Annotated in this window: 24 protein-coding genes; 23 read left to right on the plus strand and 1 reads right to left on the minus strand. The window is 30.4% G+C overall.

Annotated features, from left to right (window positions below; all coding sequences use genetic code 11):
* The first annotated feature begins 2 nt into the window (after positions 1-2).
* The 23 genes from Q0049_RS14180 to Q0049_RS14290 all read left to right on the plus strand — a co-directional run bounded on the left by Q0049_RS14180 (position 3) and on the right by Q0049_RS14290 (position 23,888).
* The gene (locus Q0049_RS14180) at positions 3-482 is read left to right on the plus strand and encodes a hypothetical protein (RefSeq protein WP_298121097.1); all 480 of its coding nucleotides are present in this window, start codon (positions 3-5) and stop codon (positions 480-482) included.
* 106 nt (positions 483-588) lie between these two features.
* The gene (locus Q0049_RS14185; RefSeq protein WP_298121100.1) at positions 589-2,616 is read left to right on the plus strand and encodes a thiol-activated cytolysin family protein; all 2,028 of its coding nucleotides are present in this window, start codon (positions 589-591) and stop codon (positions 2,614-2,616) included.
* A gap of 126 nt (positions 2,617-2,742) precedes the next feature.
* Entirely contained in the window at positions 2,743-3,552 is an 810-nt protein-coding gene (locus Q0049_RS14190) for an alpha/beta hydrolase-fold protein (protein ID WP_298121103.1), read from the plus strand.
* Between the two features lie 29 nt (positions 3,553-3,581).
* Entirely contained in the window at positions 3,582-3,989 is a 408-nt protein-coding gene (locus tag Q0049_RS14195) for an immunity 22 family protein (protein ID WP_298121106.1), read from the plus strand.
* A 96-nt stretch (positions 3,990-4,085) separates the two neighbouring features.
* The gene (locus Q0049_RS14200) at positions 4,086-4,889 is read left to right on the plus strand and encodes a hypothetical protein (RefSeq protein ID WP_298121109.1); all 804 of its coding nucleotides are present in this window, start codon (positions 4,086-4,088) and stop codon (positions 4,887-4,889) included.
* 64 nt (positions 4,890-4,953) lie between these two features.
* Positions 4,954-5,430, plus strand: a complete 477-nt coding sequence (locus tag Q0049_RS14205; protein WP_298121110.1) for a hypothetical protein — start codon at positions 4,954-4,956, stop codon at positions 5,428-5,430.
* A gap of 215 nt (positions 5,431-5,645) precedes the next feature.
* On the plus strand, positions 5,646-6,440 hold the full coding sequence (locus tag Q0049_RS14210; RefSeq protein WP_298121112.1) for a hypothetical protein: 795 nt from the start codon (positions 5,646-5,648) through the stop codon (positions 6,438-6,440).
* A gap of 188 nt (positions 6,441-6,628) precedes the next feature.
* Positions 6,629-7,783: an alpha/beta hydrolase gene (locus tag Q0049_RS14215; RefSeq protein WP_298121115.1), complete on the plus strand. Its 1,155-nt coding sequence runs from the start codon at positions 6,629-6,631 to the stop codon at positions 7,781-7,783.
* Between the two features lie 217 nt (positions 7,784-8,000).
* Positions 8,001-8,507, plus strand: a complete 507-nt coding sequence (locus Q0049_RS14220) for a hypothetical protein (RefSeq protein ID WP_298121119.1) — start codon at positions 8,001-8,003, stop codon at positions 8,505-8,507.
* Between the two features lie 135 nt (positions 8,508-8,642).
* Positions 8,643-9,413, plus strand: a complete 771-nt coding sequence (locus tag Q0049_RS14225; RefSeq protein WP_298121122.1) for a hypothetical protein — start codon at positions 8,643-8,645, stop codon at positions 9,411-9,413.
* Positions 9,414-9,913: 500 nt separating this feature from the next.
* Positions 9,914-10,801: a DUF6602 domain-containing protein gene (locus tag Q0049_RS14230; RefSeq protein WP_298121125.1), complete on the plus strand. Its 888-nt coding sequence runs from the start codon at positions 9,914-9,916 to the stop codon at positions 10,799-10,801.
* Complete coding sequence (locus Q0049_RS14235; protein ID WP_298121128.1) at positions 10,802-11,869, plus strand: nucleoid-associated protein; 1,068 nt, start codon at positions 10,802-10,804, stop codon at positions 11,867-11,869. It abuts the gene before it with no gap.
* Between the two features lie 168 nt (positions 11,870-12,037).
* Positions 12,038-12,535, plus strand: a complete 498-nt coding sequence (locus Q0049_RS14240) for a hypothetical protein (RefSeq protein ID WP_298121131.1) — start codon at positions 12,038-12,040, stop codon at positions 12,533-12,535.
* Positions 12,536-12,810: 275 nt separating this feature from the next.
* Positions 12,811-13,041: a hypothetical protein gene (locus Q0049_RS14245; protein ID WP_298121134.1), complete on the plus strand. Its 231-nt coding sequence runs from the start codon at positions 12,811-12,813 to the stop codon at positions 13,039-13,041.
* Between the two features lie 790 nt (positions 13,042-13,831).
* Positions 13,832-14,122, plus strand: a complete 291-nt coding sequence (locus Q0049_RS14250; protein WP_298121136.1) for a hypothetical protein — start codon at positions 13,832-13,834, stop codon at positions 14,120-14,122.
* Positions 14,123-14,147: 25 nt separating this feature from the next.
* A complete protein-coding gene (locus Q0049_RS14255) occupies positions 14,148-14,435 on the plus strand; it encodes a hypothetical protein (protein WP_298121138.1) in 288 nt (95 codons plus the stop codon).
* A 78-nt stretch (positions 14,436-14,513) separates the two neighbouring features.
* Positions 14,514-15,596 (plus strand): glycine cleavage system aminomethyltransferase GcvT, encoded by a 1,083-nt coding sequence (gene gcvT / locus Q0049_RS14260; protein ID WP_298121141.1) that lies wholly within the window; start codon positions 14,514-14,516, stop codon positions 15,594-15,596.
* Positions 15,597-15,904: 308 nt separating this feature from the next.
* Complete coding sequence (locus tag Q0049_RS14265) at positions 15,905-17,920, plus strand: S41 family peptidase (protein ID WP_298121144.1); 2,016 nt, start codon at positions 15,905-15,907, stop codon at positions 17,918-17,920.
* A gap of 4 nt (positions 17,921-17,924) precedes the next feature.
* On the plus strand, positions 17,925-18,956 hold the full coding sequence (locus tag Q0049_RS14270; RefSeq protein ID WP_298121147.1) for a hypothetical protein: 1,032 nt from the start codon (positions 17,925-17,927) through the stop codon (positions 18,954-18,956).
* A 111-nt stretch (positions 18,957-19,067) separates the two neighbouring features.
* Positions 19,068-19,784 (plus strand): YebC/PmpR family DNA-binding transcriptional regulator, encoded by a 717-nt coding sequence (locus Q0049_RS14275; RefSeq protein WP_298121151.1) that lies wholly within the window; start codon positions 19,068-19,070, stop codon positions 19,782-19,784.
* 323 nt (positions 19,785-20,107) lie between these two features.
* Positions 20,108-22,018: an SPFH domain-containing protein gene (locus tag Q0049_RS14280; RefSeq protein ID WP_298121154.1), complete on the plus strand. Its 1,911-nt coding sequence runs from the start codon at positions 20,108-20,110 to the stop codon at positions 22,016-22,018.
* A gap of 120 nt (positions 22,019-22,138) precedes the next feature.
* Entirely contained in the window at positions 22,139-22,873 is a 735-nt protein-coding gene (locus tag Q0049_RS14285) for a carboxypeptidase-like regulatory domain-containing protein (RefSeq protein ID WP_298121157.1), read from the plus strand.
* Entirely contained in the window at positions 22,866-23,888 is a 1,023-nt protein-coding gene (locus Q0049_RS14290; RefSeq protein ID WP_298121160.1) for a transglutaminase domain-containing protein, read from the plus strand. Before Q0049_RS14285 ends, Q0049_RS14290 begins: the two co-directional genes overlap by 8 nt.
* A 72-nt stretch (positions 23,889-23,960) precedes the next feature.
* On the opposite strand, the gene Q0049_RS14295 is transcribed toward Q0049_RS14290, so the two are convergent.
* Positions 23,961-25,001 (minus strand): PLP-dependent cysteine synthase family protein, encoded by a 1,041-nt coding sequence (locus Q0049_RS14295; protein ID WP_298121162.1) that lies wholly within the window; start codon positions 24,999-25,001, stop codon positions 23,961-23,963.
* Between the last annotated feature and the right edge of the window lie 38 nt (positions 25,002-25,039).

Genomic DNA, 25,039 nt, shown 5'->3' on the forward strand with positions numbered 1-25,039 from the left:
TCATGAAAAAAATAATTGCAATTTTTACGCTATTATGTTCTGTGTTTTCTATGGCACAAACTGGTGATGCAAAAGTCGACAAAATGCTCAAAGAACTTCAAGAGCAGCAAAACAGCAACACATCAATAACGTTTACTTTTAATAAAAAAACCTACAAAGACAAAGCCTCTTTTACAGAAACCGACAAAAAAACTTTTTCTATTGGAACAAGTCTTTTAAGTGAAAAATTGATGACAACACAAATTAACTTGATTGTCGACAAAAAGAAATCTGGAACTTATACCATAACGAGTGGAAACAAAAATGGCTCAGTAGTTTTAATCAACAAAAAATACTACCAATTTTCAGGCACAGTGAAAGTAAATATAAAAAACAAAAAAGTATCGGGAACTTTTGATGGTGAACTCTATGAAATTACCAAAAACAACCCAAAACCATCAAAAAAATCATCAGGAAAAATAACAGGAACGTTTAATAGTTAATACTAGTATCATGAAATCGCCATTAACAACAAGTTTGCGCAAGCAAACACTAATAAATAAAAAGGCGATACCATATATGACCACTAACAAATCAAATTCTACATATATGAAAAACAAAATAAAATTTAGTGTTGTATTAATGATTTTAATACACGTAATAAGTAGTGCACAAATTCGTGGAGGAATCAATAGAGTTCCCACAAATAGCGGTTCACAAAATCCTATTGAACAACAAATTATAGCAAAAGCAAAAGAGCAAAACCTTGGTAACATCCATTCTGAAAGTGCAACAATGCGTCCAACAGCTGGCGCAGGAGGTTATTTTTTACGATTTGAAAATGGATGGGTTTATTACAATCCAAATACAAAAAAAGTGCATGCCATTTATGGAGACATTATGAAAAAATGGGGTGAAATTGGTTATGAAACAAGTGAATTAGGTTTTCCTACATCCGATGAAATGGACAGTAACAAACCTAATTTCAAACGAATGAACACCTTTGATAAAGGAACCATTTATTGGAAAGATGGAATTACCGAAGTTGTAAAATCAAATAGAATTTCAAATATTGTTGACAAAGCACAACAAGAAACTCCTATTTTAAAAACTATTGATTTATCTAAATTAATGAATAAAGAAATTTCTATTGAAAGAGCTAATGGAATTGCAAAATATGATAAAGTGTACAAACCCAATAATAAAAAGCCAAAAGTAGAACAATCTGAAGATGAAAATTGTACCACAACCTACAAAAGTCTCTCTGTGACAGATATAAAACAAGATATACTTTCAAAAGCTGCAACGTCAAATGTTATTCTTGGTGGCGCATACAATTTATCTGATTTTTCACAAACAGGAAAAATGAATATTTATGAAGGAAATATCGTAAACCCAATTTCAATAATGCTAAAATCGGCGCGATTAAAAGAAGGTACGAACAATATCGAGGTTAAAAATGTTTCTGCATTAAATCTATCGGTGCAACTTGAAAATCTTCTTGAAAGAGATGCTAATGGTCAACCAACACAAAATTTTGTAAAAACCTCTTCTGAAGTTTTCTCGTCTAAAGATTTAAAGATGAACATTGGATTGAATTTAACAGGATTAGGAGTTGATGTTGATGATAAATTCAAATACGACTACAACAGAAAAACTAGAAAATATCTAATCGATTATAAATGCGAAACTTTCACCGCAGAAGCTTTTCCATCGCAAAAATATTTTAAAAATGAAAGTTTGAACTCGAATAGAGACATCGTTTATGTAGATAAAATCACCTACGGACAAAGAATATTAATATCTTACGAATTAGAAGATAAATCTACAGAAATTGACAACCAGTTAAAAGTAAAATATTCAGGACAAAGTGTTAGTTTTGATACTAATTTAAAAAACAAATACAAAAATGTTGTTTTCAAAATGCTTGCTTATGGTACAAATGGTGATGCCGTTCCGTTTGAAGTTAAAGGTCTTGAAGAACTACAAAATCAAATGAACGAATTCTTTAAAAATGCGGTTGCTAAAGAAAACAGACCTGCTGCTTTTGGAGCACCAATTAGCTTTTCTTTAAAATTTCTTGATGGCACAGTTGCAGTAACAAATGCAAAAATTGAGTCCATACCATTTAGAGAATGTACCGCTAACGAAAAAACCAACTATCAAGTGACATTAAAAATGGACCGAATTATTGGTAAAGGCGATGCACAAATGTATGGTTGGGTTGGCGTTCAAGCATTTTCATCAGAAAATGAAACCATCCGTGAAAAAAACAACAAAGACGAACTGATTTGGAACGTAAGCGATAAAAATGCCAATCAAAATTTTGAATATGGCGATGATCTAACCATGTCCCGAAATTACACTTTCTCCACAAATGATATTGAAAATGGAGCGTACTTAAAACTAATTTATAGCCCACGTGAAGAAGACACTCATGGTGACGATTTTTTCCACCTTGAAAATTATGATGAAGAAATTCAATACAAAGGCGGCAATTATAAAGTTAAAAAAATAATGATAAAAGATTTTTTCAATCAAGACAATAACTTAAAACAAGAAGGTTTTGATTTTAATAATCGATGCAGTGAAACAGGCGATTCAGGAACGTTTTATTATAAAATAATATTCAAATAAACCCTATTCTATTCTTTGAAAACCACGAGTTTCGGCTTGTGGTTTTTTTTTATGAAATTCATTCAAAACTTATAAATTCTTACACATAATTGTATATTTGTTCATCATTAAAATACTACAACCATCATGAGCAACAAATTTCTAATCATACTTTTAAGCTTACTTATTACAGCTTGCAACAATCAAGCACAACAACAAGATCCAATTCCTACCCACGATACTTTTAAAATCAATTCAAAAGCCATTGGAGAAACTAGGACTATCAACGTTTGGTTGCCCGAAGATTATGCCAAATCCAAAGATTCACTTCCAGTAATGTACATGCCAGATGGCGGAACAGCAGAAGATTTTCCTCATATTGCTAACACAATGAATGGTTTAATTAAGGAAAACAAAATTCCACCTTTTATTCTTGTCGGTATAGAAAATACAGTTCGCAGACGCGATTTATCAGGAAGTACCGAAGTTGAAAAAGATAAAGAAATTGCGCCAGTAATTGGTGGTGCGCCAAAATTTAGAGCCTTCATCAAAGACGAATTATTTCCTGAAATCAACAAACGCTATCGTACGAAAAACACAAAAGGAATTATTGGCGAATCGCTTGCAGGACTTTTCATCATGGAAACCTTCATGACACAACCAGAAATGTTTGACTACTACATTGCCATGGATCCATCACTATGGTGGAACAACCACTATTTAGTTAGAACTGCAAAAGAACATCTTGCAAAATTCCCCGAAGGCAAAAAACGACTATGGTTTACAGGATCAAGTGCTTCTGATATTGCTAAACACACTAAAAATTTAGCAAAAATTTTAACCACGGAAAACAATAAAAACGTAATCTTTCAATATTCAAACGAACCAAAAGAAGAACACGCAACCATTTATCGCGCTACTAAAGAGAAAGCTTTAATTTGGACTTTGAATCCTTAACCAACTACTTTAACCTAAAAGAATTAAAAATGAGTACCAAAAAAATAGTCTGTGTTTGGATTGGAAAAAATGCTTCTGAAAAAGAATTCTATCAAGAATATTTACAATTTGATTACGAAAACGATGAGGTATCAAATTTTGGTAAAGAAGCAGCACTTGACTATTACGACGAGGATTTTATAGAAAGTTGGTGGTTTAAAAAACTAGAAGTTGCAAAACTCATTGAATATAAAGAAGAATTGTTAGATTCCGAATTCTTTTTTGATGATTTACTCCGTGAATTAGAACACAAAAATTTAGAAGATAAAAATTTCATCACGTTTCTTTTCGGCGAAATCAGCAACAATTCAGCAAACGAGTTTCTATTTAACTATAAAGTATTAAGTTCACCATCAAATACATTAGAATTTGTATTTAAAAAAGAATATGAATTATAAAATATAGTTTCTTTGCAATTTGCTTTAAAATTGTTTTTTACACTTTTTAATTAAAATAATTAAGTAATCCATTTTAATAAACAAACACAAAAAATTATGAAAACAACTCTTTACCTTTTTATTTCACTATTTGGATTACTAAGTTTCAGTCAATCAAAAATTGATAAAAAAGCGGCATCAATTGTTCAAGAAGGAAAAATGCTTTACAAATCAGAAATGGCTTCATGGTATGGAAGTGACATTTTCATGGAAAAATATAACTATAAATCAAAAATTGGTGGTTACTTTTCCTATTCCGATAATGAAATTACAAAGTGCATCTTCTACTCTAGCGATCCAACGCCAAAAGTTCTAGGTACAATAAGTTTTGATGCAACATTTAAAGTTGAAAATGCAACAACAAATTTAGAAGAACGAGAACTAACCACTAATGAGTACGACTATTACAAAATAAGAACTGAAGCTTTAAAAATCATTAATTCAGATACATTATATAAGCATTATAAAAATGCTAACCTAAATTTAATTCCTATTGTTACTAAAAAAGAAAAAAGAGTTTTTGTTTTAACCGGACCAAAATTAAATAACGTTATACTTTTTGGCAATGACTATTTATTAACTTTTGACAATAAGTTTAAGTTAGTCGAACAAAAACAATTACACAAAAGTTTAATTCCTATACAATATGGAGGAGAAGAAGAAATTGAATCTTCCGTACACAGCCATATTTTAGATGATTTGATAACTTCAACAGATATTTGTACACTATTGCTATATGGCAAATTTTCAAACATGAAATCGCACTATGTAATGTCTCAAAAATACGTCTCCATTTGGGATTGTATAAAAGAAGATTTAGTTATCATGACAAAAGAAGCATTCGATAAAATCAAAGAGTAACTACATTAAAATTATTTTTTAACAATAGAATTCAAAATTTATTGAACCAAAAACAAACCCGAGAATGAATAAAATAATTTACCTCAAGGAAATACCTCTTTTTAAAAAAATACTTGGATTTGGTATTACAATTCTAGGATTATTATCCTTAACCACAAACATCATTTTTGGTGGAATTTTTCTTGTCATTGGCATCAATTTTTTAATAACCGAAGGTTCCGAAATTGATTTAGATACAACAACTTATAGAAGTATAAAATCACTCTTCGGTTATCATTTTGGAACTTGGAAACCTTGCCCAAATTTTGAATACGTTTCTGTATTTAAAACCACCGAAAACCAAACCATACGAGTAATAACAGCCGAAACCACACTTCAAAATAGCATCATTTTACTCAATTTATTTTACAACGGTAACAAACACATTACGTTTTACAAAACACGTGATAAAAACGATGCTTTTAAAGTAGCCGAACGATTTAAAACAATATTCAACATCGACATTCTTGATGCTACTGAAAGTGAAAAGAAATGGTTGTAATTTCTTTCACCACTTTACGGTTTCCCGTAAAACACCTCCTAAACCCTTTTTTACCTTCGTGAAAATTAAGTATTTATACGTAGTTTTTTGTAGCAAATATTTGTTAGATTAGCAGGATAAAATATAATATTTATCATCCTAATACACCTAGTATTTGATGTATTAGGATGATAACGTTAGACTTATATGTAAGTTGGCAGTAATTTTGCAAAAAAATGGGAGAATTCAATAACTTAATGCTACCAAAAATGAAATTTATCGTATTTCTTGCTTTTACTATTTTAATTTCTTGCACAAAAAAACAAATCACTGAAAATACAGATAATATAACTCAAAAGAGTAAAACATCAAAAATTGAAAAATCTATAATTAAAACCGCACATATAGATTCTTTAGATACCGAAATATTAGAAACTTTTGTTGACAGCTTGAATATTGGAGATAAAGGAAAATGTAAAGTTGAACTTATAAAATATAGAGTTTATAAAGACAACTATGTAATAATTAAATTTTATACCAAAGGGAAAAATTCAATTAAGGATCCTGAAACTTGGATGATTCAAAATAATTATTCCTATGAAACTAATTCAATAATGAGATTTGAAACAAATATTTCAGATTTCAACAATGACAGATTTAATGATATCACATTCATTTCTGGAACAGCGGCAAGAGGTTCGAATGAAGTTAGAAGACTTTTTATATATGATAGTGAAAAACAAAAACTTGTTTCAATTATGAATTCAGAAGAATATCCTAATATGCTTTATAATAGTGAACTTGACTGCATAGATGCTTTTTTAGTTCATGGAGGCTGTTCAACAGTATTCTTAAATATTGAAGGAGATAGCTTAAGAATGTTTGCAAGAGTTGAATTAGACGAGGCATTGACAGTTTCAACTTATAATAAAAAAGGATTAGAAAAGATTATTTTTAAAGATACAAAAAGTCAAGAGAGTTACGCTAGGTATAAAAACTTTAAACCTTTAAAAAAATATGATGAATATTAAAAAAAACTACTGCTAACAGCTGTTACACGAAATGGCGAGGCATGGGATTTATCAGAAATTGGAAAGGTCTTTAATTAAAAGTCTTTGTTATATTTGTGCAGGCTTGGTCTTGGTTTATCGCCACTTCTTGAAGCCGCATTACGTCATTCACCAGTGTGGCTGAACCGAAAATAAAAACAAATTTAAAAATGAAATCAACATTTAAACTTTTCATCCTATTAAGCTTATTAATTTTTCAAAAAAATCAATCTCAAACATTAGACACTTTAGTAAATGTTGGAAATCATAAACTACATTTTAACATTATAAAAGGTAAAGGAACTCCTATCCTATTTGAATCAAGTGGTGGAGCAGATTGTAAAATATGGGATTCAATATTAGAACCGCTTTCTAAAATTACTGGCTCAACATTAATAACATACGATCGAGCTGGACACGGTAAAAGCACTATAGATACATCTGAAACCGATATCAATAAACACGGAATAATCAACCTTGTTGAAGACTTGGAAACAGGTCTCAAAAAATTAGGCTACAACAAAGAAATTATTTTGGTAGCACATTCCTACGGAGGTTATTTGGCAACTTTGTATGCAACAAGACATCCAAAACTTGTTAAGTCTGTTGTGCTAATTGATGTTAATCATAATTATATGGATAAATATGGTGAAGAAGATGTAAAGTCTCTCGAACAATATTTACCTGAAATGAAAGAAAAATTTATAGGATTGTATTATCAAGTATCTAATGAAAGAGAAACCACGAAAATAATGAGCGCTTTATCAATACCACTAAATATACCCGTTGTCGATTTTGTAGCTGGAATTCCACTAGTCAAAGAAACAGAAAAAATAGAGCATTGGAATGAATGTCATAAAAAATTTATTCTAAGTCATCCCAAAAGTATCGGTATCACTGCGTATGAATGCGGACATTCCATTTGGAATCAAAATCCAAGTTTAGTAATAAATACAATTGCAAAAAGTTTCGCAGAAACACAAAGCGACAAGCAAAAAAGCATCATATATGAACGTGCATTGACTTATGCCATTAATTCCTCAAACAACGTTAAGAAAGAAAACAAAGCTTCTTTAGAAAATACCTTGAATGATTTGGGCTATGAGTTAATTTACAAAAATGAGAATGAAAAAGCCTTAGAAACTTTCAAGTTAAATACCGTTTTATTTCCTTTAAGTAGTAACGCTTTTGGAAGTTATGCTGAAATGCTAGCAAAATTAAATAAGAAAGAAGAATCAATAAAAATGTATCAGAAATCCATTCAACTAGATTCAGAAAATGAAGATAGCAAAGAAGCACTAGCCAATCTTTTGAGCGGTAAATAATAAACCCAAACCGCCAAAAGTGGTTTAAACCAATTTCTTAGCTTGCGCATGGTATTTTGTCTTCGTAGAGAATAATCAGGTGGAAGCAATTTTATCTTTCTAAGAAAATACGTAGTTTTGTTTTGGTCAGTAATTGCAGCAGCAATGGTACAAACTACAAAAGTAGTGGCAATTTATCGTAAACTGCATGAAAAACTACTCTACAAAAGAAAATTAAATGAATAATTACAAATTAATCTACATAGTTTTTTTATTTCCAATTTGTTTGGTTGCTCAAATCAAACCAACAAAATCCTCAATTCAGAAAATAGTCAAAACCAGTATTGTGGAAATGAAAAAAGGTAAGTTTAGTTTGCCTTCAAACAAATCTTGGGAATTTAATAATATTGATAGTTTATACTTCAAAAAAGACACTTTAAATGCCTATGTTTATAAAGAAGGAACTAAACATAAAAGATTATGTGAAGTAATTGATTGGACATTTTACCGAAAAAATGCGTTCGTTTTAGGACAAGGTTCGAACTGTAAAGAACCAACAACAAGAAAAGTTACACGAACCCCTAAAGACTACTATAAAATTGCAATTTATAATGTTGAAAATGAATCTGTGATAGATATTTTACGATATGACAAAATGATTGTAGAATCATTTATTGTAACAGAATTGTATGAAGCAGAAGATTTTACTGAAATAAAATTAGTGAGAAGATTTAATGGAAATTAGCGAACCACTAAAATAGGCAGCTGACGTTCGACCTCGATAAAAAATAAAAAATCTACACTATAAATAAAAACAACCCAAGCTACGCAAAAACTTCTAATAAAAACTATGCAAACGTCAGCGATATAATTACGAGAAATGAAGAAAATACTACTTTTATTAATAATCATTCCTCTTTTTTCTTGTAACCGAGAAAAAGCTGATATAAAAACAGAAACAAAAAAGACTATTGAGAAGAAAACAAAAGTCTTATCAGAATTATCATATCAAGAACAAATTAATATTATTAAAAATTCAACTTCTAAAGATTCTGTTTTATCAAATGATATTAACTTTATAAATGATACACTACTTAAAGGAAAATTCAAATTGAGTATTTCAAAATATGAAGTAGATAACGAAAAAAATAATTGCTATCCAATAAGAATCTCAAAAAAAGTAATTAATGAATTTTATAATGAAGAATTAGAAAATTTGGGAGATTTAAACAATGACAAAAAAGATGATTTTGCATTTTATCTGCATTCCTTAAATTACTGTGAGCAAGGCGACTCTTATTATTTTACTGACAATAATATTCCAAGAATTGAAACTGAATCCACTTGTTGTCATTCAAAAAGTTTATTCAGCATTGGTGACATTGACGAAGATGGCGGAAATGAAATTGGACAATTTTATTCATCCTGTACAAGCCAATATAAAAGCATTTTTATTTGGACTTTAAAAAAAGGAAAATGGGTTAATGTTGCTAGATTTTCACATGTGCTGAACGATGAATACAAAATACCTGACAATTTTAACAAGCTTTACAAAAAAATATCAAAAGGTAAATTCAAATTTTTAGAAATATCTGATATTAACGCAAAAGGTGAATTACAAAAAGAGTGGAAAACTATTGTTATAAAATAGATTAATCAAGCTCCGCTAAAACTTCCCATGAAAAACAAACGCAAACGTCTCCTGACTTTGCGTTTTTTTATTCATAAATCACAACACATTAAATCATTATGTTTTGAAAAGCTTTAAATTCAATGACCAATTTTGAATGATTGATGACAATTTTACAAAGGTTTTGTTCGGAGATGGTTCGGGATTGCTTTGCAAAATGGCAAGTTTACCGAACAAACCCCGAACAAAGGCAAAACAAAATCTTTAAAAAAAATTAAAAAACACCACTTTACGGTTTCCCGTAAAACACTTCCAAAACCCTTTTTTATCTTTGTAAAAATTAAGTATTTGTACGTAGTTTTTGGTAGAAAATATTTGTTAGATTAGCAAAATAAAATTTAACATTTATCATCTTAATACACCTAGTATTTGGTGTATTAGGATGATAATGTCAGACTTATATACAAGTTGGCAGTAATACTCAGGAAAATCGTAGTAAGAACAACTCTACGTTATTAAAAATGGAAAAAAAAGATAAGGAGTTTAGAAAAATTTCGATTGATGCTTTCTTTAATTTTGAAGCGGACGGATTAGATATTGCTCATAAACAGGTAAAATTAATTCATCATACCGGAGATTTTCCTGCATCTGGAGACCAATTTGAAATAGCTGTTAGAAACTTTTTTAGAAAAAAATTACCTGAAAAATATTACATTAGTAATGGTCATATTATTGATACGGCATTATCATCAAGTCCACAATTAGATTTCATAATTGCTGACAATTTTAGAACACCAATTCTCTACAAAACTTATAATGATACTGAATATTTAACATATGAATCTATCTATAGTTATGCTGAAATAAAATCAAGTTGGGACAAAAAATATATAACTGAATTTATTACTACGAGTCAGAGATTAGATAGTTTTATGCATAGAAGCAAAATTGAGCCAAACTTTATAGAAGCTGGTGGAAAAGGAATTTTTGTTGATAAACCAACAACGAAAAATCCATTTAAAAATCCATTGTTAACATTTATGTTTGTTGGAAACAGTGATGCTTTTTCATTTGAACACATTAAAGAATTATATAATACAACAGATTGGAAATTTTTACCAAATGTTATATGTTTATTTGACAAAGGACTTATCGTAAATATTAGTAAAAAATCTTTAGAAGATAAAGTATTCAAAATAAATCTATATCCAGAATTCATTGAGGAAAAAGATGAAAACGAATGGATTTTACTAAATTTTGATAAAAAAAGAAGTACACTGGGAACAATGTATTATATTGTGTTAGAACATCTAAACACTTGTGTTTTAGGATACCCAAATATGTTGGATTATATGCAAAAAATATTTGACATCAATCAAAATAATATTGACTTTATAAACGATTACTAAATGATAGACATAGAAGAATTAGAGCTTTCAAGAATTACTATTCATAAAGTTCAAAAGAAAAAAGATAATGAAGATTTTGGAGTAGCTGAATATTCTGAAAACTTGTTTCAATTCGGCGATGCCGAAATAGAAACTCTAAGAGACAGAATTTCAACTGCTTTTTCAAAGAATAAAAGATTCTTTAAACTACAAATTTCACATAGTGAAGCTGACAGTTTTTATAGATACTCAACATCATTGAAAAACTCAACAAATGACTTCTTTCTAAATAAATCTAAAAGTATTGCAGATTTATTAGCAATAAGCCATAACAAAAGAACAATTCCAGCTGGAATACTTTTAGTGATTGACGGCAATTTAAATAATAAACATTTTACACTGGTTATTAAGGCTGAATTACAAGAAGCCTTTACAATAAAAGAAGTAGACAATCAGAAACTAATTGAATTAATCAATGACCTATTTCTTTCTCCAGCAAAAGACTTTTATAAAATAGGATTTATTATTGAGGAAGATATTACAGCACAAGAAATTAATGACAAGTATTCTTGCTATATGTATGATGACAATTTCAGCAATGGTAAGAGAGATTTAGCGGAATATTTTTATTCAGGTTTTTTAGGTTTTACAACAAGTTCAAACGACAAGTTAGTAACAAAAAACTTCTATGAGGATGTTTCAAAATTTATTGAAAAAAATGTAGTCTCATTTGACGATAAGAAAGGCTTACGTAATGCAATTAATGTACTTTATAGAGAGAACACTTTTGGGGTTATAAATCCTCAAGAATTTGCAGAACAAAACTTTACTGATGAACTTTTAAGACGTTTCGGAACAGATGTTGGTTCTAATTATCCACATTCATTTAATAAAGATTTATCTCTTGTTGACAGAAGATTACATCGAGGTCAACTTGCATTACTTGACGACTTAAGAATTGAAGGTCCACAAGATTCATTGAATAATGTAAATATTATTAGTGGAAGCAATATAAATTACGAGCAATTGAGATTACAAATAGAAAGTGGAGAAATAAAACAAATCGTAACAATAAAAACAGACAATTAATAAAGTACTACTGCCAACAGCCGTTTGGCGCAATGGCTAGTTTAGTTTTTATTAGCCGGAAATTACTAAGTTGAAATTTTGCTTGTCTTTAGAACAAATTATTAAAAAAGTCGCCACTGACGCCAAGCGGAATTACGTTAGCGATAATTGTAAAAAATCGTATAAAAAATGGAAGATACAAGTTTAAAGAGCACTCACAAATCTAGCATATCCGAATTCAACGAAGAAGAAATTAGAGGTTGGACAATAGACAGACTTTATCAAGTTGAAACGAAAATAGACTTAATAATTTCGTCATATTTTAATCCTGAAAAGAAGTATGAATTCGAAAATATTGTTTTAAATTCATCAATTATTAGCATTGGAGGTAAACTTAAAATACTTAGAAATATAAAGGCCTTTGATAAAAAAATTATTGATAAAATTCAAAAAATTTCATCAATTAGAAATGCCTTTGCACATTTACCAACCAGAGATTGTATTGAAATTTCTGTTACAAAAGATGAAAAAGGAAATTTTACTAACTCTAATATTAGCAAAATTACTAGTCAAATGGTATTGATGAATTCTAGTGGCGAATTAAAAACTAAAACTACAAATGATTTAATTGATGAGTTTTATAATTTGAATAAAGAAATTTCAGATTATTTAAACAACTATCGCTAACCACCGTTTTGCGCTATTTCTGGGCTTGCGCTTGCTATTTTGTCTTCGTGGAAAATAATCTGGTTACTACAATTCTGTCTTTCAAAGAAATTCAGTAGATTTGTTTTGGTCAGTGTTTGCAGCAGCGACAGACGCAAAGAGATGTAACGTTGTGGATAAGCGAAAAACCTAGATACATAAAACGTTATGGAGGAAAATCCTGAAAACCTCTCCGAATTTGGGAAAAGAGTAAGGCGGAAATAAGCCGAAAACAGAATTGATTAGGCATAAACAAAATGGGATGTAGAAGTTGTGGAAAAATGATGCCAGGTTGGATGGGACATAATGCCATTTGCAATGATTGTGATCAAAAGTTAAATGGTGATTATTATAAACAAGAAGCAGAAAGAAAGTCTGAAGAAGAAAGACGCAGATGGAGTTGTCACATACATCCCAATGGTAGTTATACTAGAGAGGAAGGATGTTGGGACTGTATGAGAGAAGCAGATCAAAAACGAAAAAAATAAAAAAGGTTGTTTTATTACAACTGCAAACATACTAAGCAAAATACTCCCATAAAAACTAACGCAAATGTCTCCTGACTTTGCGTTTTTCTTTTTAATTAATAATTATACAACACATTAAATTACCATAAAGGTTTATATTTATGCCATGCAGGTTTTTATTTATGCCATACTGATTTAAATTTATCCTATGCATGCTTGTATTTATTCTATGCAAGTTTATATTTATGCCATACATGTTTGTATTTATCCTATGCATGTTTATATTTACGCCATGCAGGTTCATATTTATGCTACACAAGTTTGTATTTATCCTATGCATGCTTGTATTTATTCTATGCAGGTTTATATTTTTGCCATGCTGATTTATATTTTTGCCATACATGTTTGTATTTATGCTACACTAATTCATAGTTATGACAGCAAAGCAAACATCTCCTGACTTTGCGTTTTTCTTTTCAATTAATAGTTGTACCACACATTAAAATCAACCAAGCTAAGTCTAAATCGAACAAAGCTTTGGCACAATCGAACAAACCTATGGCGCAACAAAACAAAGCAACGGCGTAATCGAAATAAACACAGTCCAAAACATACAAAGCCTTGGCACAATCGAACAAACCTTTGGCACAATCGAACAAAGCCTTGGCACAATAAAACAAGACAATGGCGCAACTAAAAGAAACAGAAGCCAAACTAAGCAAAGACTTCACTTAAAAAACGAAACAAACATCTCCTCACTTTGCGTTTTTCATTTTAATTGATAAATTTACATCTTATTAAAAACCAACCAATGCAAGTAATCGCACACCAACCACACTTTTGGTTTTTTCTGCAACATGAAAATAAGTACTATCTTGATGTTTATTGCAGTTATTCGATCATGAGTTTCGGTAGGTTAATCCAACTTACAGAAGCTGAAACTAAAGAATATTTAGCGAAAGGCAACACATACATTAATGCTCTTGCTGAAGGTATTCAATATGAACCAAAATCAACTTATGCTGATAGACATATCACTGGAGAAATTGGTGATATAGTTCACAAAACCATCATGGAATACAACGCTAAAAATACTATCTAACTTCCTTTATAAAATACTCTGAGCTATGCAAGTAATCGCACACGAACCACAATTCTGGTTTTTTCTACAACACGAAAACCACTATTATATTGATGTCAATTGCAGTAATTCGTTTGTGGGTTTCAGTAGGTTAATCCAACTTACAGAAGCAGAAACCAAAGCATACTTAGAAAAAGGCAACGCGTTTCTTAATGAATTTGCAAACGATATTCAATATTACGCACTATCTACTTACGCAGACAGACACATCATGGGTGAAATTGACAATCTAGTTAGTGAAGCCATCATGGAATACAAAGCTAAAAAAGAGTAAATAAATTTCCGTTCTCATCACGCCAATTCTACAAAAAATACTATTTTAGCAGTTCAAACATACAAACTAAAATAGGTAATGAAAAATACAGCTTTAACGCACATTCACGAAGGATTAGGAGCAAAAATGGTTCCGTTTGCAGGTTACAATATGCCTGTTTCATACGAAGGAGTCAACGCAGAACACGAAACCGTTAGAAACGGCGTTGGTGTTTTTGATGTGTCACACATGGGCGAATTTCTAATTTCGGGTGAAAATGCTTTGGCTTTAATCCAAAAAGTTACGTCAAACGATGCGTCAACACTTGAAATTGGTAAAGCACAATATTCGTGTTTGCCAAACAATGATGGCGGAATAGTGGATGATTTAATTGTGTACAAAATCAAAGACGAACAATATTTATTAGTAGTAAACGCATCAAACATCGATAAAGACTGGGATTGGATTTCGGCGCACAATACGTTTGGAGCAGAAATGAAAAACCTTTCAGACAATTATTCTTTGCTTGCTATTCAAGGTCCAAAAGCGGTAGAAGCGATGCAAAGTTTAACCTCAGTTGATTTATCTGCCATAAAATATTATCATTTTGAAGTAGCTGATTTTGCAGGAATTGAACACGTAATCATTTCAGCAACAGGTTACACAGGTTCAGGTGGTTTTGAAATTTATTGTAAAAATTCCGAAGTAGAACAAGTGTGGAACAAAGTTTTTGAAGCAGGTGCCGCTTTCGGAATCAAGCCAATTGGTTTAGCAGCACGAGATACATTGCGTCTAGAAATGGGTTTCTGCTTGTACGGAAACGACATCAACGATACCACTTCACCATTAGAAGCAGGTTTAGGTTGGATTACAAAATTCACAAAAGAATTCACCAACTCAGAAAACCTAAAAGCTCAAAAAGAAGCAGGTGTTTCTAGAAAATTAGTAGGATTTGAATTAATCGACAGAGGAATTCCGAGACACGATTACGAAATTGTGGACGCAGAAGGAAACAACATCGGAATTGTAACGTCAGGAACACAAGCACCAAGTTTAGGAAAAGCCATCGGAATGGGTTACGTAAAAACCGAATTCGCAGCCGCAGATTCTGAAATTTACATCCTAATTAGAGATAAAAAAATTGCAGCTAAAGTGGTGAAAATGCCATTTTATAAAAAATAAATTCAAAAATTAAATTCAAAAATCAATAGCAAAAATCAACTTCAAAAGTCAATTAAAACTTAACTGTCAGTCTGTCCCGAAACTTCGGGAGTTCGAAGAACTTTCAAAAATAAGCTTTCAAAAAAATACAAACAACGATTAAATTAATATTTATTTGAGTCTGTGTTGAAAAATTGGTATTAAAATTGACTTTTGAAATTAAAATTGATTTTTGAAATTGTAATTGATATTGCCATTGACATTGATATTGACATTGATATTGACTTTTGTAATCGAAATTGCCATTGAAATTGAAATTGCTATAAAATTTGAAAAAAATATACCTTCTACTTCTACCCTTTCTAGGTTTTGCGCAAAGCGAAAAGAATCCGTGTGAAACGTTGACAAAAATCAACACCATCATTCAAAGTCAACATTACAAACCTAAAGTAGTTGACGACAGTTTATCGGTTTATGTATTCAAAACTTTTCTAGAAGAATTAGATGAGGACAACCGTTTGTTTACCGAAATTGAAGTTAATAATTTAAAGAAACACCAACTAAAAATTGATAATTATCTAGTTGAAAACAACTGCGATTTTTTAAAAGAAATTTATACGGTATACAACACAGCCATTGAACGTTACAAAACTTCTATTGAAACCATCAGAAAAGAACCTTTTGCGTTTAGTAGTACAGAAACTATTGAGTTTTCTGTAAAATCATTTCCGTATGCAAAGGATGAAAAAGACTTGAAACGATTGTTCAAAAAACGAATTTTGTTCCATGTTTTAAGAGATATTTCCGAAGTAAGTAAAAATAAAGATTCGCTTTTAGCAAATTTTGACGCTATTTCAAAAACATCAAAAGACAAAATCTTCGAATCTTATTCGTGTAAATATTCAGGTTTACAATTGACCAAAAATGATTTTAACTCCAAATTTTTTAATGCCTTTTGCTCCTATTTTGATCCGCATACGATGTATTTATCCAAAAGCGATAAATCGAGTTTCCTTTCAAATGTAAGTGCCGATAATTTATCTTTTGGATTGAATATTTCCATGAATGAAAAAGACGAAATTACTGTTGATGAGGTTGTTCCGGGAAGTTCAGCGTATTTTTCAGATAAAATTGATAGTGGCGACCAAATCATAAAAGTAAAATACCTCGATAACGAATATACCATTGCATGTTCGTCCATGCAAAAAATTGAAGAAATTTTTACTTCAAGTGAGTACCGTAATGTAGATTTTACTTTCCGTAAAAAAACCGGCGAAGTGTACACCGTTTCATTGACTAAAAAAGTAATGAAAGATTATGACAATAATGTGTACAGCTACATTTTAGAAAAGGACAATAAAAAAACAGGTTACATAAGAATTCCAAGTTTTTACGCCAAATTTGAAAACGGAAAAAGTAATGTTAGTGATGATGTTGCCAAAGAAATTTACAAACTTCAAAAAGATAATATCGACGGATTAATCATTGATTTAGAAAACAATGGTGGTGGTTCGATGGACGAAGCTGTACAATTGACTGGTTCGCTAATTGATATTGGTCCAATTGCTATAATGAACACCAAATCAGAGAAAAAGCAAACCATCAAAGATCCCAATCGTGGAAGTATTTACAATGGACCATTAGTAGTTTTAATTAACGGATTTTCGGCGTCAGCAAGTGAGTTTTTTGCCAATACAATGCAAGACTATAAACGTGCTATTGTTATTGGAAATCAATCGCATGGAAAAGCATCGATGCAACGAATTTTACCTTTAGCTTTAGAGACAAATCAAGAAGAGTTTATAAAATTAACTATTGAAGAATTCTACAGAGTTACGGGAAAAACAAATCAAACTATAGGAATTACACCTGACGTTTTTGTGCCGACACTTTTTGACAAGCAAATGCCAAGAGAAAGCAAAAACAAAACGGCTTTGAAAAATGATACTATTGAAGGTGTTTTGCGCTTCACAGAATTTCCAAATCCAAAAAGAAACGAAGCTATTGAGAAAAGTAAAATCAGAGTTAATGCAAATCAGAATTTGAAAACTATTGCAACTTTAAATGAAAAACTCAACAAGATTTATGACGAAGACTTACCTCCTATTTTATTGAATTTCAATTCCGTATTTGAATCGGTTATCAAAATGAATGCGCTTTGGAAAGAAGTCAAAGATCTTTCAGAAAAAGAATACGATTTGAAAGTAGAACGCAACTCGGTTGATGTTGAATACCAACAATTTGATGAATACTTAAAAAGTTCCAATACAGAAAAAATTAAAGCCATAAAAAGCAACTTACATATTATTGAAGCGGTACATATTATTAATGATTTAAAAAACTAATTTCATGAAAAAATTTCTTCTGATGGCATTGTTAACCATCACTCTTTCTTCTTTTGCTCAAGAATTCAAAACGCCTGTTGAGTATTTAACGTATATCAACAAAGAGCAAGGATTAATTTCAAAAAGTACTTGGAAATATACTTCGGCTGTAGCACATTCTAAAAGCGCAAGAAGAATTGACAATACTCGTAAACAATTGCTTAAAAGCATTCAAACAGCTAAAAAGAAAATTGGAGATATCAAAAATGGATACAAAGGCGATGTTGAATATCAAAATCAAGTAATTCAATATTTTGATTTCTGCGAGAAGAATTTGAATGAAGAATATGATAAAATCATCAACATGCAAGAAGTAGCGGAACAATCTTATGATGCTATGGAAGCTTATCTTTTAGCACGAGATTTAGTCAATGAAAAATTAGATTTAGAAAACGAAAAAGCAAAAAATGCATTCCATGCTTTTGCCTTAAAATACAACATCACCATTTCAGATGAAGAATCAGAATTAGGTAAAAAAATCAAAATTTCAAACGAAGTTTTTGATTATCATACTGTTTTATATTTGGTTTTCTTTAAAGTAAATTTTACCGATGCAACGCTATCAAAAGCCATTGAAAGCAAAGATTTAGCTACGATTCAACAAAATGCAAATACGTTAAAACAATATGCTGAAGAAGGTTTAGAAAAAATAAAAACAATCCAACCTTACAAAAGCGATTCTTCTTTAATACTTGCAACTAAAAAAGCATTAGAATTTTATAAAAAAGAAGCGGAATTATATGTTCCAAAAATTACTGAATTTTTAATGTTCAACGACAAGTTTGAAAATGCTAAAAAAACACTTGAATCTAAGTCACAAAAAGACAGAACCAAAGAAGAAATTGACAATTACAATGTCATGGTAAAACAAGTGAACAAAGAAATTGAAAACTACAACAAAGCCAATAACTTGAATTTTCAAGACAAACAAAATGCAGTAAATAATTGGAATGTCGTGGCAGAAAATTTCATTTCAAAACATGTGCCTGTAGATTAATTGGATTTGCAAAATAGATTTGTAAAAATAGAATTTTAGGTTAATTTTGCATCAGAATTAAAACATAACAAATAATTAAAACCTGAAACAAATTTAGGTTAAATCATAGCAATGGGAAGAGCGTTCGAATTTAGAAAAGGTAGAAAAATGAAACGTTGGGCTGCAATGGCTAAAGCGTTTACAAGAATTGGAAAAGATATTGTAATGGCGGTAAAAGAAGGAGGACCAAATCCTGAAGCCAATGCAAGATTGAGAGCCGTTATTCAAAATGCCAAAGCGGCAAACATGCCAAAAGACAATGTGGAACGCGCTATCAAAAAAGCTACTGATAAAGACACGGCTAACTATAAAGAAGTTTTATTTGAAGGTTATGCTCCACACGGAATTGCACTTTTAATTGAAACCGCTACCGATAATAACAACAGAACAGTTGCAAACATTAGAAGTTACTTCAACAAATGCAATGGAACTATGGGAACTCAAGGTTCTGTTGAATTTATGTTTGACCATACTTGTAATTTCAGAATTGCAAATAACAATATCGATATTGAAGAAATGGAATTAGAATTTATCGATTTTGGAGCAGAAGAAATCTTTGCTGACGAAGACGGAATTTTAATCTATGCACCATTTGGAAGTTTTGGAGCCATTCAAAAAGAATTAGAAAACAGAGGAATTGAAATTTTATCTTCTGGATTTGAAAGAATTCCGCAAGTAACAAAAAAATTAACCGAAGCTCAAGTTGCTGACGTTGAAAAATTAATTGAGAAAATTGAGGAAGACGATGATGTGATGAACGTTTATCACACAATGGACGAATCAGAATAGATTTTAGATATTAGGTTTTAGATATAAACTTCAAGGAAACTTGAAGTTTTTTTTATTAATAAAATATTGATAATTAATTTATTGCACTTTATATAAAAATAATTGTATCAAAAATTTGTAACTTTTTAACAAGTACATCGTATAATTAGAGATTTAAAAATAGAACTAATATGACACAATAAAGTGTTGTAATTCAAAAACTAAATTCAAAACCTACTAGTACTTTGAATTTGTGGTAAGCAAACTACCTGATTTACTATTTATTTCTTAATAAGTTCTATCCAAAAATCAAAAACCTTTTTTATTTATTAATTTATAATAACATGACAACATTTTTTACTTTGTGGTGGTTAATACCTATTGTATTATCTATTCTTTTTTACAAATTTGTTTTAAGAGTTTTCTTTGGAATGGTTATCGTTCCTGAAGACAAAATTGGTTTAGTAACCAAAAAATTCGTGCTTTTTGGAACAGACAAATCATTACCTGATGGAAGGATTATTGCAACTAAAGGCGAAGCTGGTTTTCAAGCACAAACACTTGCTCCTGGTTTATATTGGGGAATGTGGATTTGGCAATACTCTGTTGATATGACTTCATTTACCATCATTCCAGAAGGGAAAATTGGTTTAGTTTTGAGTAAAGATGGAAAAGAAATCCCAACAGGACGCATTCTTGCTCGTAAAGTTGATAGTGATAATTTTCAAGATGCAACAGCTTTCTTAAATAATGGTGGACAAAAAGGACGTCAATCAGCATTTATTACAACAGGATCGTATCGTATCAATACTTTTTTATTCGAAATAGTAATTGCTGACCAAATCAAAATTTTTGAAAACATGGTCGGAATTGTAACGGCACTTGATGGCGATCCAATTCCGCAAGGACAAATTGCCGGAAAATATGTTGATGGTCACAATAACTTTCAAGACTTTGATTATTTCCTAGAAAAAGGCGGAAACCGTGGTTTGCAACCTCAAGTTATGTTAGCTGGTTCGTATTACATCAACTCTTGGGCAATTCAAATCGAGCAAAACCCAATGACTGATGTGCCAATTGGATATGTTGGAGTAGTTATTTCTTACATTGGTGAAGACGGAAAAGACGTAACAGGAGAAACTTTCAAACACGGAAATATTGTTTCTAAAGGACAACGTGGTGTGTGGATGGAACCTTTTGGTCCTGGAAAATATGCGTTGAATAAATACACAACAAAATTAGAACCAGTTCCAACAACGAACTTAGTTTTAAATTGGGCAAACGCTAGAAGCGAATCACATGATTTGGATAAAAATTTATCAACCATTACTGTACGTTCAAAAGATGGTTTCCCATTCAACTTGGACGTAGCACAAATCATTCACGTTCCTGCAAACGAAGCTCCAAAAGTTATTGCACGTTTTGGAAGTATGACCAACTTAGTTTCACAAGTTTTGGAACCAACAATTGGTAACTATTTTAGAAACTCTGCACAAGATAGCGATGTGATTTCGTTCTTAAGTACACGTAAAGAAAGACAAGAATCGGCAAAAAATCATATCAAAGCTGTTTTAGATGAATACAATGTGAATGCAGTTGATACCTTAATTGGTGACATTGTTCCACCAGATTCATTAATGAAAACTTTGACTGATAGAAAAATTGCTGAAGAAGAGCAAAAAACCTATCAAACACAAAAAATGGCGCAAGAACAACGTCAAGGTGTAGAAAAAGAAACTGCAATTGCGGATATGCAAAAAGAAATTGTTCGTGCTTCGCAAAGTGTTGAAATTGCTCAAAGAACTGCCGATGCAACCGTTAAAAAAGCTGAAGGTGATGCAACGAGTTTAAAATTAAATGTAAATGCAGAAGCGGAAGCTACAAAAATGCGTGCAAATGCAGAAGCCGAAGCTACAAAAGCAAGAGCTGGAGCACAAGCGGAAGCAACAAAATTGAATGCAAGTGCAGAAGCTGAGAAAATCTCTAAAACAGGTTTAGCAGAAGCAGAGAAAATTATGGCAATTGGTAAATCAACAGCAGAAGCTTATCAGTTACAAGTTTCAGCAATGGGTGGCGATAATTTTACTAAATATAAAATTACAGAAGAAATTGGTAAAGGAAACATCAAAGTAATTCCAGATGTTTTAATTTCAGGTGCAAATGGTTCCGAAGGCGGAATTAGTGGTTTACTTGGAATAAAATTAATGGAAATGATGGATACCAAAAATGACAAAGAAGATTTAAAGAAAAAATAATTTTCTCGTTAACTACTTCAAAATCCGTTTTGTGAAAGCAAAGCGGATTTTTTTTTTTTACCCAATTCCAACCTTTATTAAAAAATAGACATCTATATAAGAAACCAAAAATTATAAAAGATGAAAAAAATTAACATTCAAATCGACAAACCATGCTCTGAAAATTTTAATAGTTTTAATAAAACTGAAAAAGGAGGTTTCTGTAATTCATGTCAAAAAACTGTAATTGATTTTACTAAAATGAGTGATCAAGAAATCATTAAATATTTTGATAATGAACAAAGTAAAACTTGTGGGCTATTTTTAGAGACACAATTAAAAAGTTATTCAAATCCAACGATTCCTTCAAGTAATAAGAATTCAAATCCTTTTATTACCAGTGTTTTTGGACTTTCATTATTATCAACATTAACATTTGCTAATAGTTATTCTCAAGAGAAAACTATAAACAATGAAACCATCAATAAAGAAAATGTTACTATAAAACAGGATAATGAATCGACAGATTTAAATGAAAAAATTACTGTGAGTGGTGTGATTTCTGATGAATCTGGACCATTACCAGGCGCAAATATTTATTTAAAAAAATATAATATTGGCGTACAAACCGATATCGATGGCAAATTTACTTTTCCGAAACAACTACAAATAGGAGACATATTAATTGTATCTTATGTTGGTTATAAAACTAAAGAAGTTAAGGTTAAAAGTAATAACCACTCAATAACAATGAGTTATGATATTAAACTTGAAAATGCACAAGTTATCATGATGGGAGAAGTTTCAACAAATAAAGTTTATAAATCAAAAAGAACATTAATTCAAAAAATAAAATCATTATTTACAAATGAATAAATGGGTATTATTAATCATTATCTTAATAAATCAATTTACAATTGAGGCACAAATTTCAGATTTTAAAAATATCAATTTTGAAAATGCTGATAAAATTGCTTATGCTTATAAAGGTAGTGATTTAAGCAACCTGCCACAACTTGCTTACAATTTAACCAATAATCAAACTTCTGATGTTGAAAAATTTAGAGCAATTTACACTTGGGTTAGTACCAATATTGAGTATGATTATAAAAGTTTTAAAAAGAATGCTTCTAAAAGAAATGAATTTAAAAATGATAGTTTGGAACAATCTAAATGGAATAAATCATTTAGCAAACAAGTTTTTAAAAAATTAGTAAAAGAGAAAAAAACATTATGCACAGGTTATGCTTATTTAGTTAAAGAATTAGCTAATTTATCAAATATCAATTGTGAAATTATTGATGGATATGGTAGAAGTGAAAATTTAGAAACATCTGAATTAAAATTTCCTAATCATTCATGGAATGCTGTTCAACTCAATAATAAATGGTATTTGTGTGATGCAACTTGGTCGAGCGGAATTTATAATATGAATAACTACACTTTTGAATTTAAATATAATGATGGTTATTTTTTAACTGACCCAGAACTGTTTGCAAAAGATCATTTCCCTCATGAAAGTGTTTGGTCTTTATTAAATGAAAAAACAATATTTTCTGATTTTTTAAAAGCTCCTATCTTATATGGTAATGCCTATATTTATGGTGTTTTCCCAATTGAACCATCAATAATGCATTTAGAAATTGAAAAAAATAAGGAAGCCAAATTTATTTTGAAGGATTTAAAAAATATCGATATAAATACTATTTTTCTACAAATTGACTCTGGAAATAATAATCAATTTATCAAACCAAAAGTAGAACGCTTAAAAAATGGTTCAATAGAAATTAAATATACTTTTAGCAAACTCGGTTTGTATGATATTCATGTTAAAATAAATAATTATCCAATTTGTACTTATGTCATAAAAGTAAAAAAAGAACTTAAATAGTTCTTCAAACATAGATTCAAAAAAAAACTCCAATTTTATTCGGAGTTTTATGTTTGGTATAAAGTAGTTTTCTTATTTTATAAATTCAATTTTTTGAGTTTCTTCAACATTGATACTGTCAAAAAAACCTTGCTCATTCATCCAGTCATCACTAAATACTTTACTCATGTATCTAGAACCATGATCAGGGAAAATTACAACAACATTACTTTCTGAAGTAAACTCGCCTTCTTCGGCAAATTGTTTTACTGCTTGTAAAGCTGCTCCAGAAGTATATCCTACAAATAAACCTTCTGTTTTAGCAATTTCTCTTGTTGTATGAGCACTTTCCTCATCAGTAACTTTCATGAATTTATCAATAGATTCAAAATCTGTTGCTGTTGGGATTAGATTTTTTCCTAAACCTTCAATTCTATATGGATAAATTTCGTCGTTGTCAAACTCTTTAGTTTCATGATATTTTTTCAAAACTGAACCAAAGGCATCAACACCTAAAATTCTAACATTTGGATTTTTCTCTTTCAAAAACTTGGCAATCCCAGAAATTGTTCCTCCTGTTCCACTACAAGCAACAAGATGTGTAATTTTTCCCGAAGTTTGTTCCCAAATTTCTGGACCAGTAGTCATATAATGTGCATCAATATTTAATTGGTTAAAATATTGATTAATGTATACAGAACCTTTAGTTTCTTCGTGTAAACGTTTAGCTACATTGTAATAAGAACGTTCGTCATCTGCAGAAACGTGAGCAGGGCAAACATAAACCTTTGCTCCTAAACTACGAAGCATATCAATTTTATCCTTAGAAGATTTAGAACTTACAGCTAAAATACAGCTATATCCTTTGATAATACTTACCATTGCCAAACTAAAACCTGTATTTCCAGAAGTAGTTTCAATAATAGTATCACCTGGAGTTAAAATTCCTTGTCTTTCTGCTTCTTCAATAATGTATAATGCAATTCTGTCTTTTGAAGAATGTCCTGGATTGAATGCTTCAACCTTTGCATAGAAGTTTCCTTCTAAATTTTCGGTTACTTTATTCAGCTTAATAAGAGGTGTATTTCCTATTAATTCCAAAACATTATTGTAGGCTTTTATTTCTTCTTTCATAAATAAAATATTAGTGTCGGGGCAAATTTTTAAAATTA

Origin of the sequence: Flavobacterium sp. (assembly GCF_027484205.1) — a bacterium.
GTDB lineage: Bacteria > Bacteroidota > Bacteroidia > Flavobacteriales > Flavobacteriaceae > Flavobacterium.

Coding starts and splice junctions, on each gene's coding strand:
- Q0049_RS14180 (WP_298121097.1), top strand. CDS start 3: ATGAAAAAAATAATTGCAATTTTTACGCTATTATGTTCTGTGTTTTCT.
- Q0049_RS14185 (WP_298121100.1), top strand. CDS start 589: ATGAAAAACAAAATAAAATTTAGTGTTGTATTAATGATTTTAATACAC.
- Q0049_RS14190 (WP_298121103.1), top strand. CDS start 2,743: ATGAGCAACAAATTTCTAATCATACTTTTAAGCTTACTTATTACAGCT.
- Q0049_RS14195 (WP_298121106.1), top strand. CDS start 3,582: ATGAGTACCAAAAAAATAGTCTGTGTTTGGATTGGAAAAAATGCTTCT.
- Q0049_RS14200 (WP_298121109.1), top strand. CDS start 4,086: ATGAAAACAACTCTTTACCTTTTTATTTCACTATTTGGATTACTAAGT.
- Q0049_RS14205 (WP_298121110.1), top strand. CDS start 4,954: ATGAATAAAATAATTTACCTCAAGGAAATACCTCTTTTTAAAAAAATA.
- Q0049_RS14210 (WP_298121112.1), top strand. CDS start 5,646: ATGGGAGAATTCAATAACTTAATGCTACCAAAAATGAAATTTATCGTA.
- Q0049_RS14215 (WP_298121115.1), top strand. CDS start 6,629: ATGAAATCAACATTTAAACTTTTCATCCTATTAAGCTTATTAATTTTT.
- Q0049_RS14220 (WP_298121119.1), top strand. CDS start 8,001: ATGAATAATTACAAATTAATCTACATAGTTTTTTTATTTCCAATTTGT.
- Q0049_RS14225 (WP_298121122.1), top strand. CDS start 8,643: ATGAAGAAAATACTACTTTTATTAATAATCATTCCTCTTTTTTCTTGT.
- Q0049_RS14230 (WP_298121125.1), top strand. CDS start 9,914: ATGGAAAAAAAAGATAAGGAGTTTAGAAAAATTTCGATTGATGCTTTC.
- Q0049_RS14235 (WP_298121128.1), top strand. CDS start 10,802: ATGATAGACATAGAAGAATTAGAGCTTTCAAGAATTACTATTCATAAA.
- Q0049_RS14240 (WP_298121131.1), top strand. CDS start 12,038: ATGGAAGATACAAGTTTAAAGAGCACTCACAAATCTAGCATATCCGAA.
- Q0049_RS14245 (WP_298121134.1), top strand. CDS start 12,811: ATGGGATGTAGAAGTTGTGGAAAAATGATGCCAGGTTGGATGGGACAT.
- Q0049_RS14250 (WP_298121136.1), top strand. CDS start 13,832: ATGCAAGTAATCGCACACCAACCACACTTTTGGTTTTTTCTGCAACAT.
- Q0049_RS14255 (WP_298121138.1), top strand. CDS start 14,148: ATGCAAGTAATCGCACACGAACCACAATTCTGGTTTTTTCTACAACAC.
- gcvT (WP_298121141.1), top strand. CDS start 14,514: ATGAAAAATACAGCTTTAACGCACATTCACGAAGGATTAGGAGCAAAA.
- Q0049_RS14270 (WP_298121147.1), top strand. CDS start 17,925: ATGAAAAAATTTCTTCTGATGGCATTGTTAACCATCACTCTTTCTTCT.
- Q0049_RS14275 (WP_298121151.1), top strand. CDS start 19,068: ATGGGAAGAGCGTTCGAATTTAGAAAAGGTAGAAAAATGAAACGTTGG.
- Q0049_RS14280 (WP_298121154.1), top strand. CDS start 20,108: ATGACAACATTTTTTACTTTGTGGTGGTTAATACCTATTGTATTATCT.
- Q0049_RS14285 (WP_298121157.1), top strand. CDS start 22,139: ATGAAAAAAATTAACATTCAAATCGACAAACCATGCTCTGAAAATTTT.
- Q0049_RS14290 (WP_298121160.1), top strand. CDS start 22,866: ATGAATAAATGGGTATTATTAATCATTATCTTAATAAATCAATTTACA.
- Q0049_RS14295 (WP_298121162.1), bottom strand. CDS start 25,001: ATGAAAGAAGAAATAAAAGCCTACAATAATGTTTTGGAATTAATAGGA.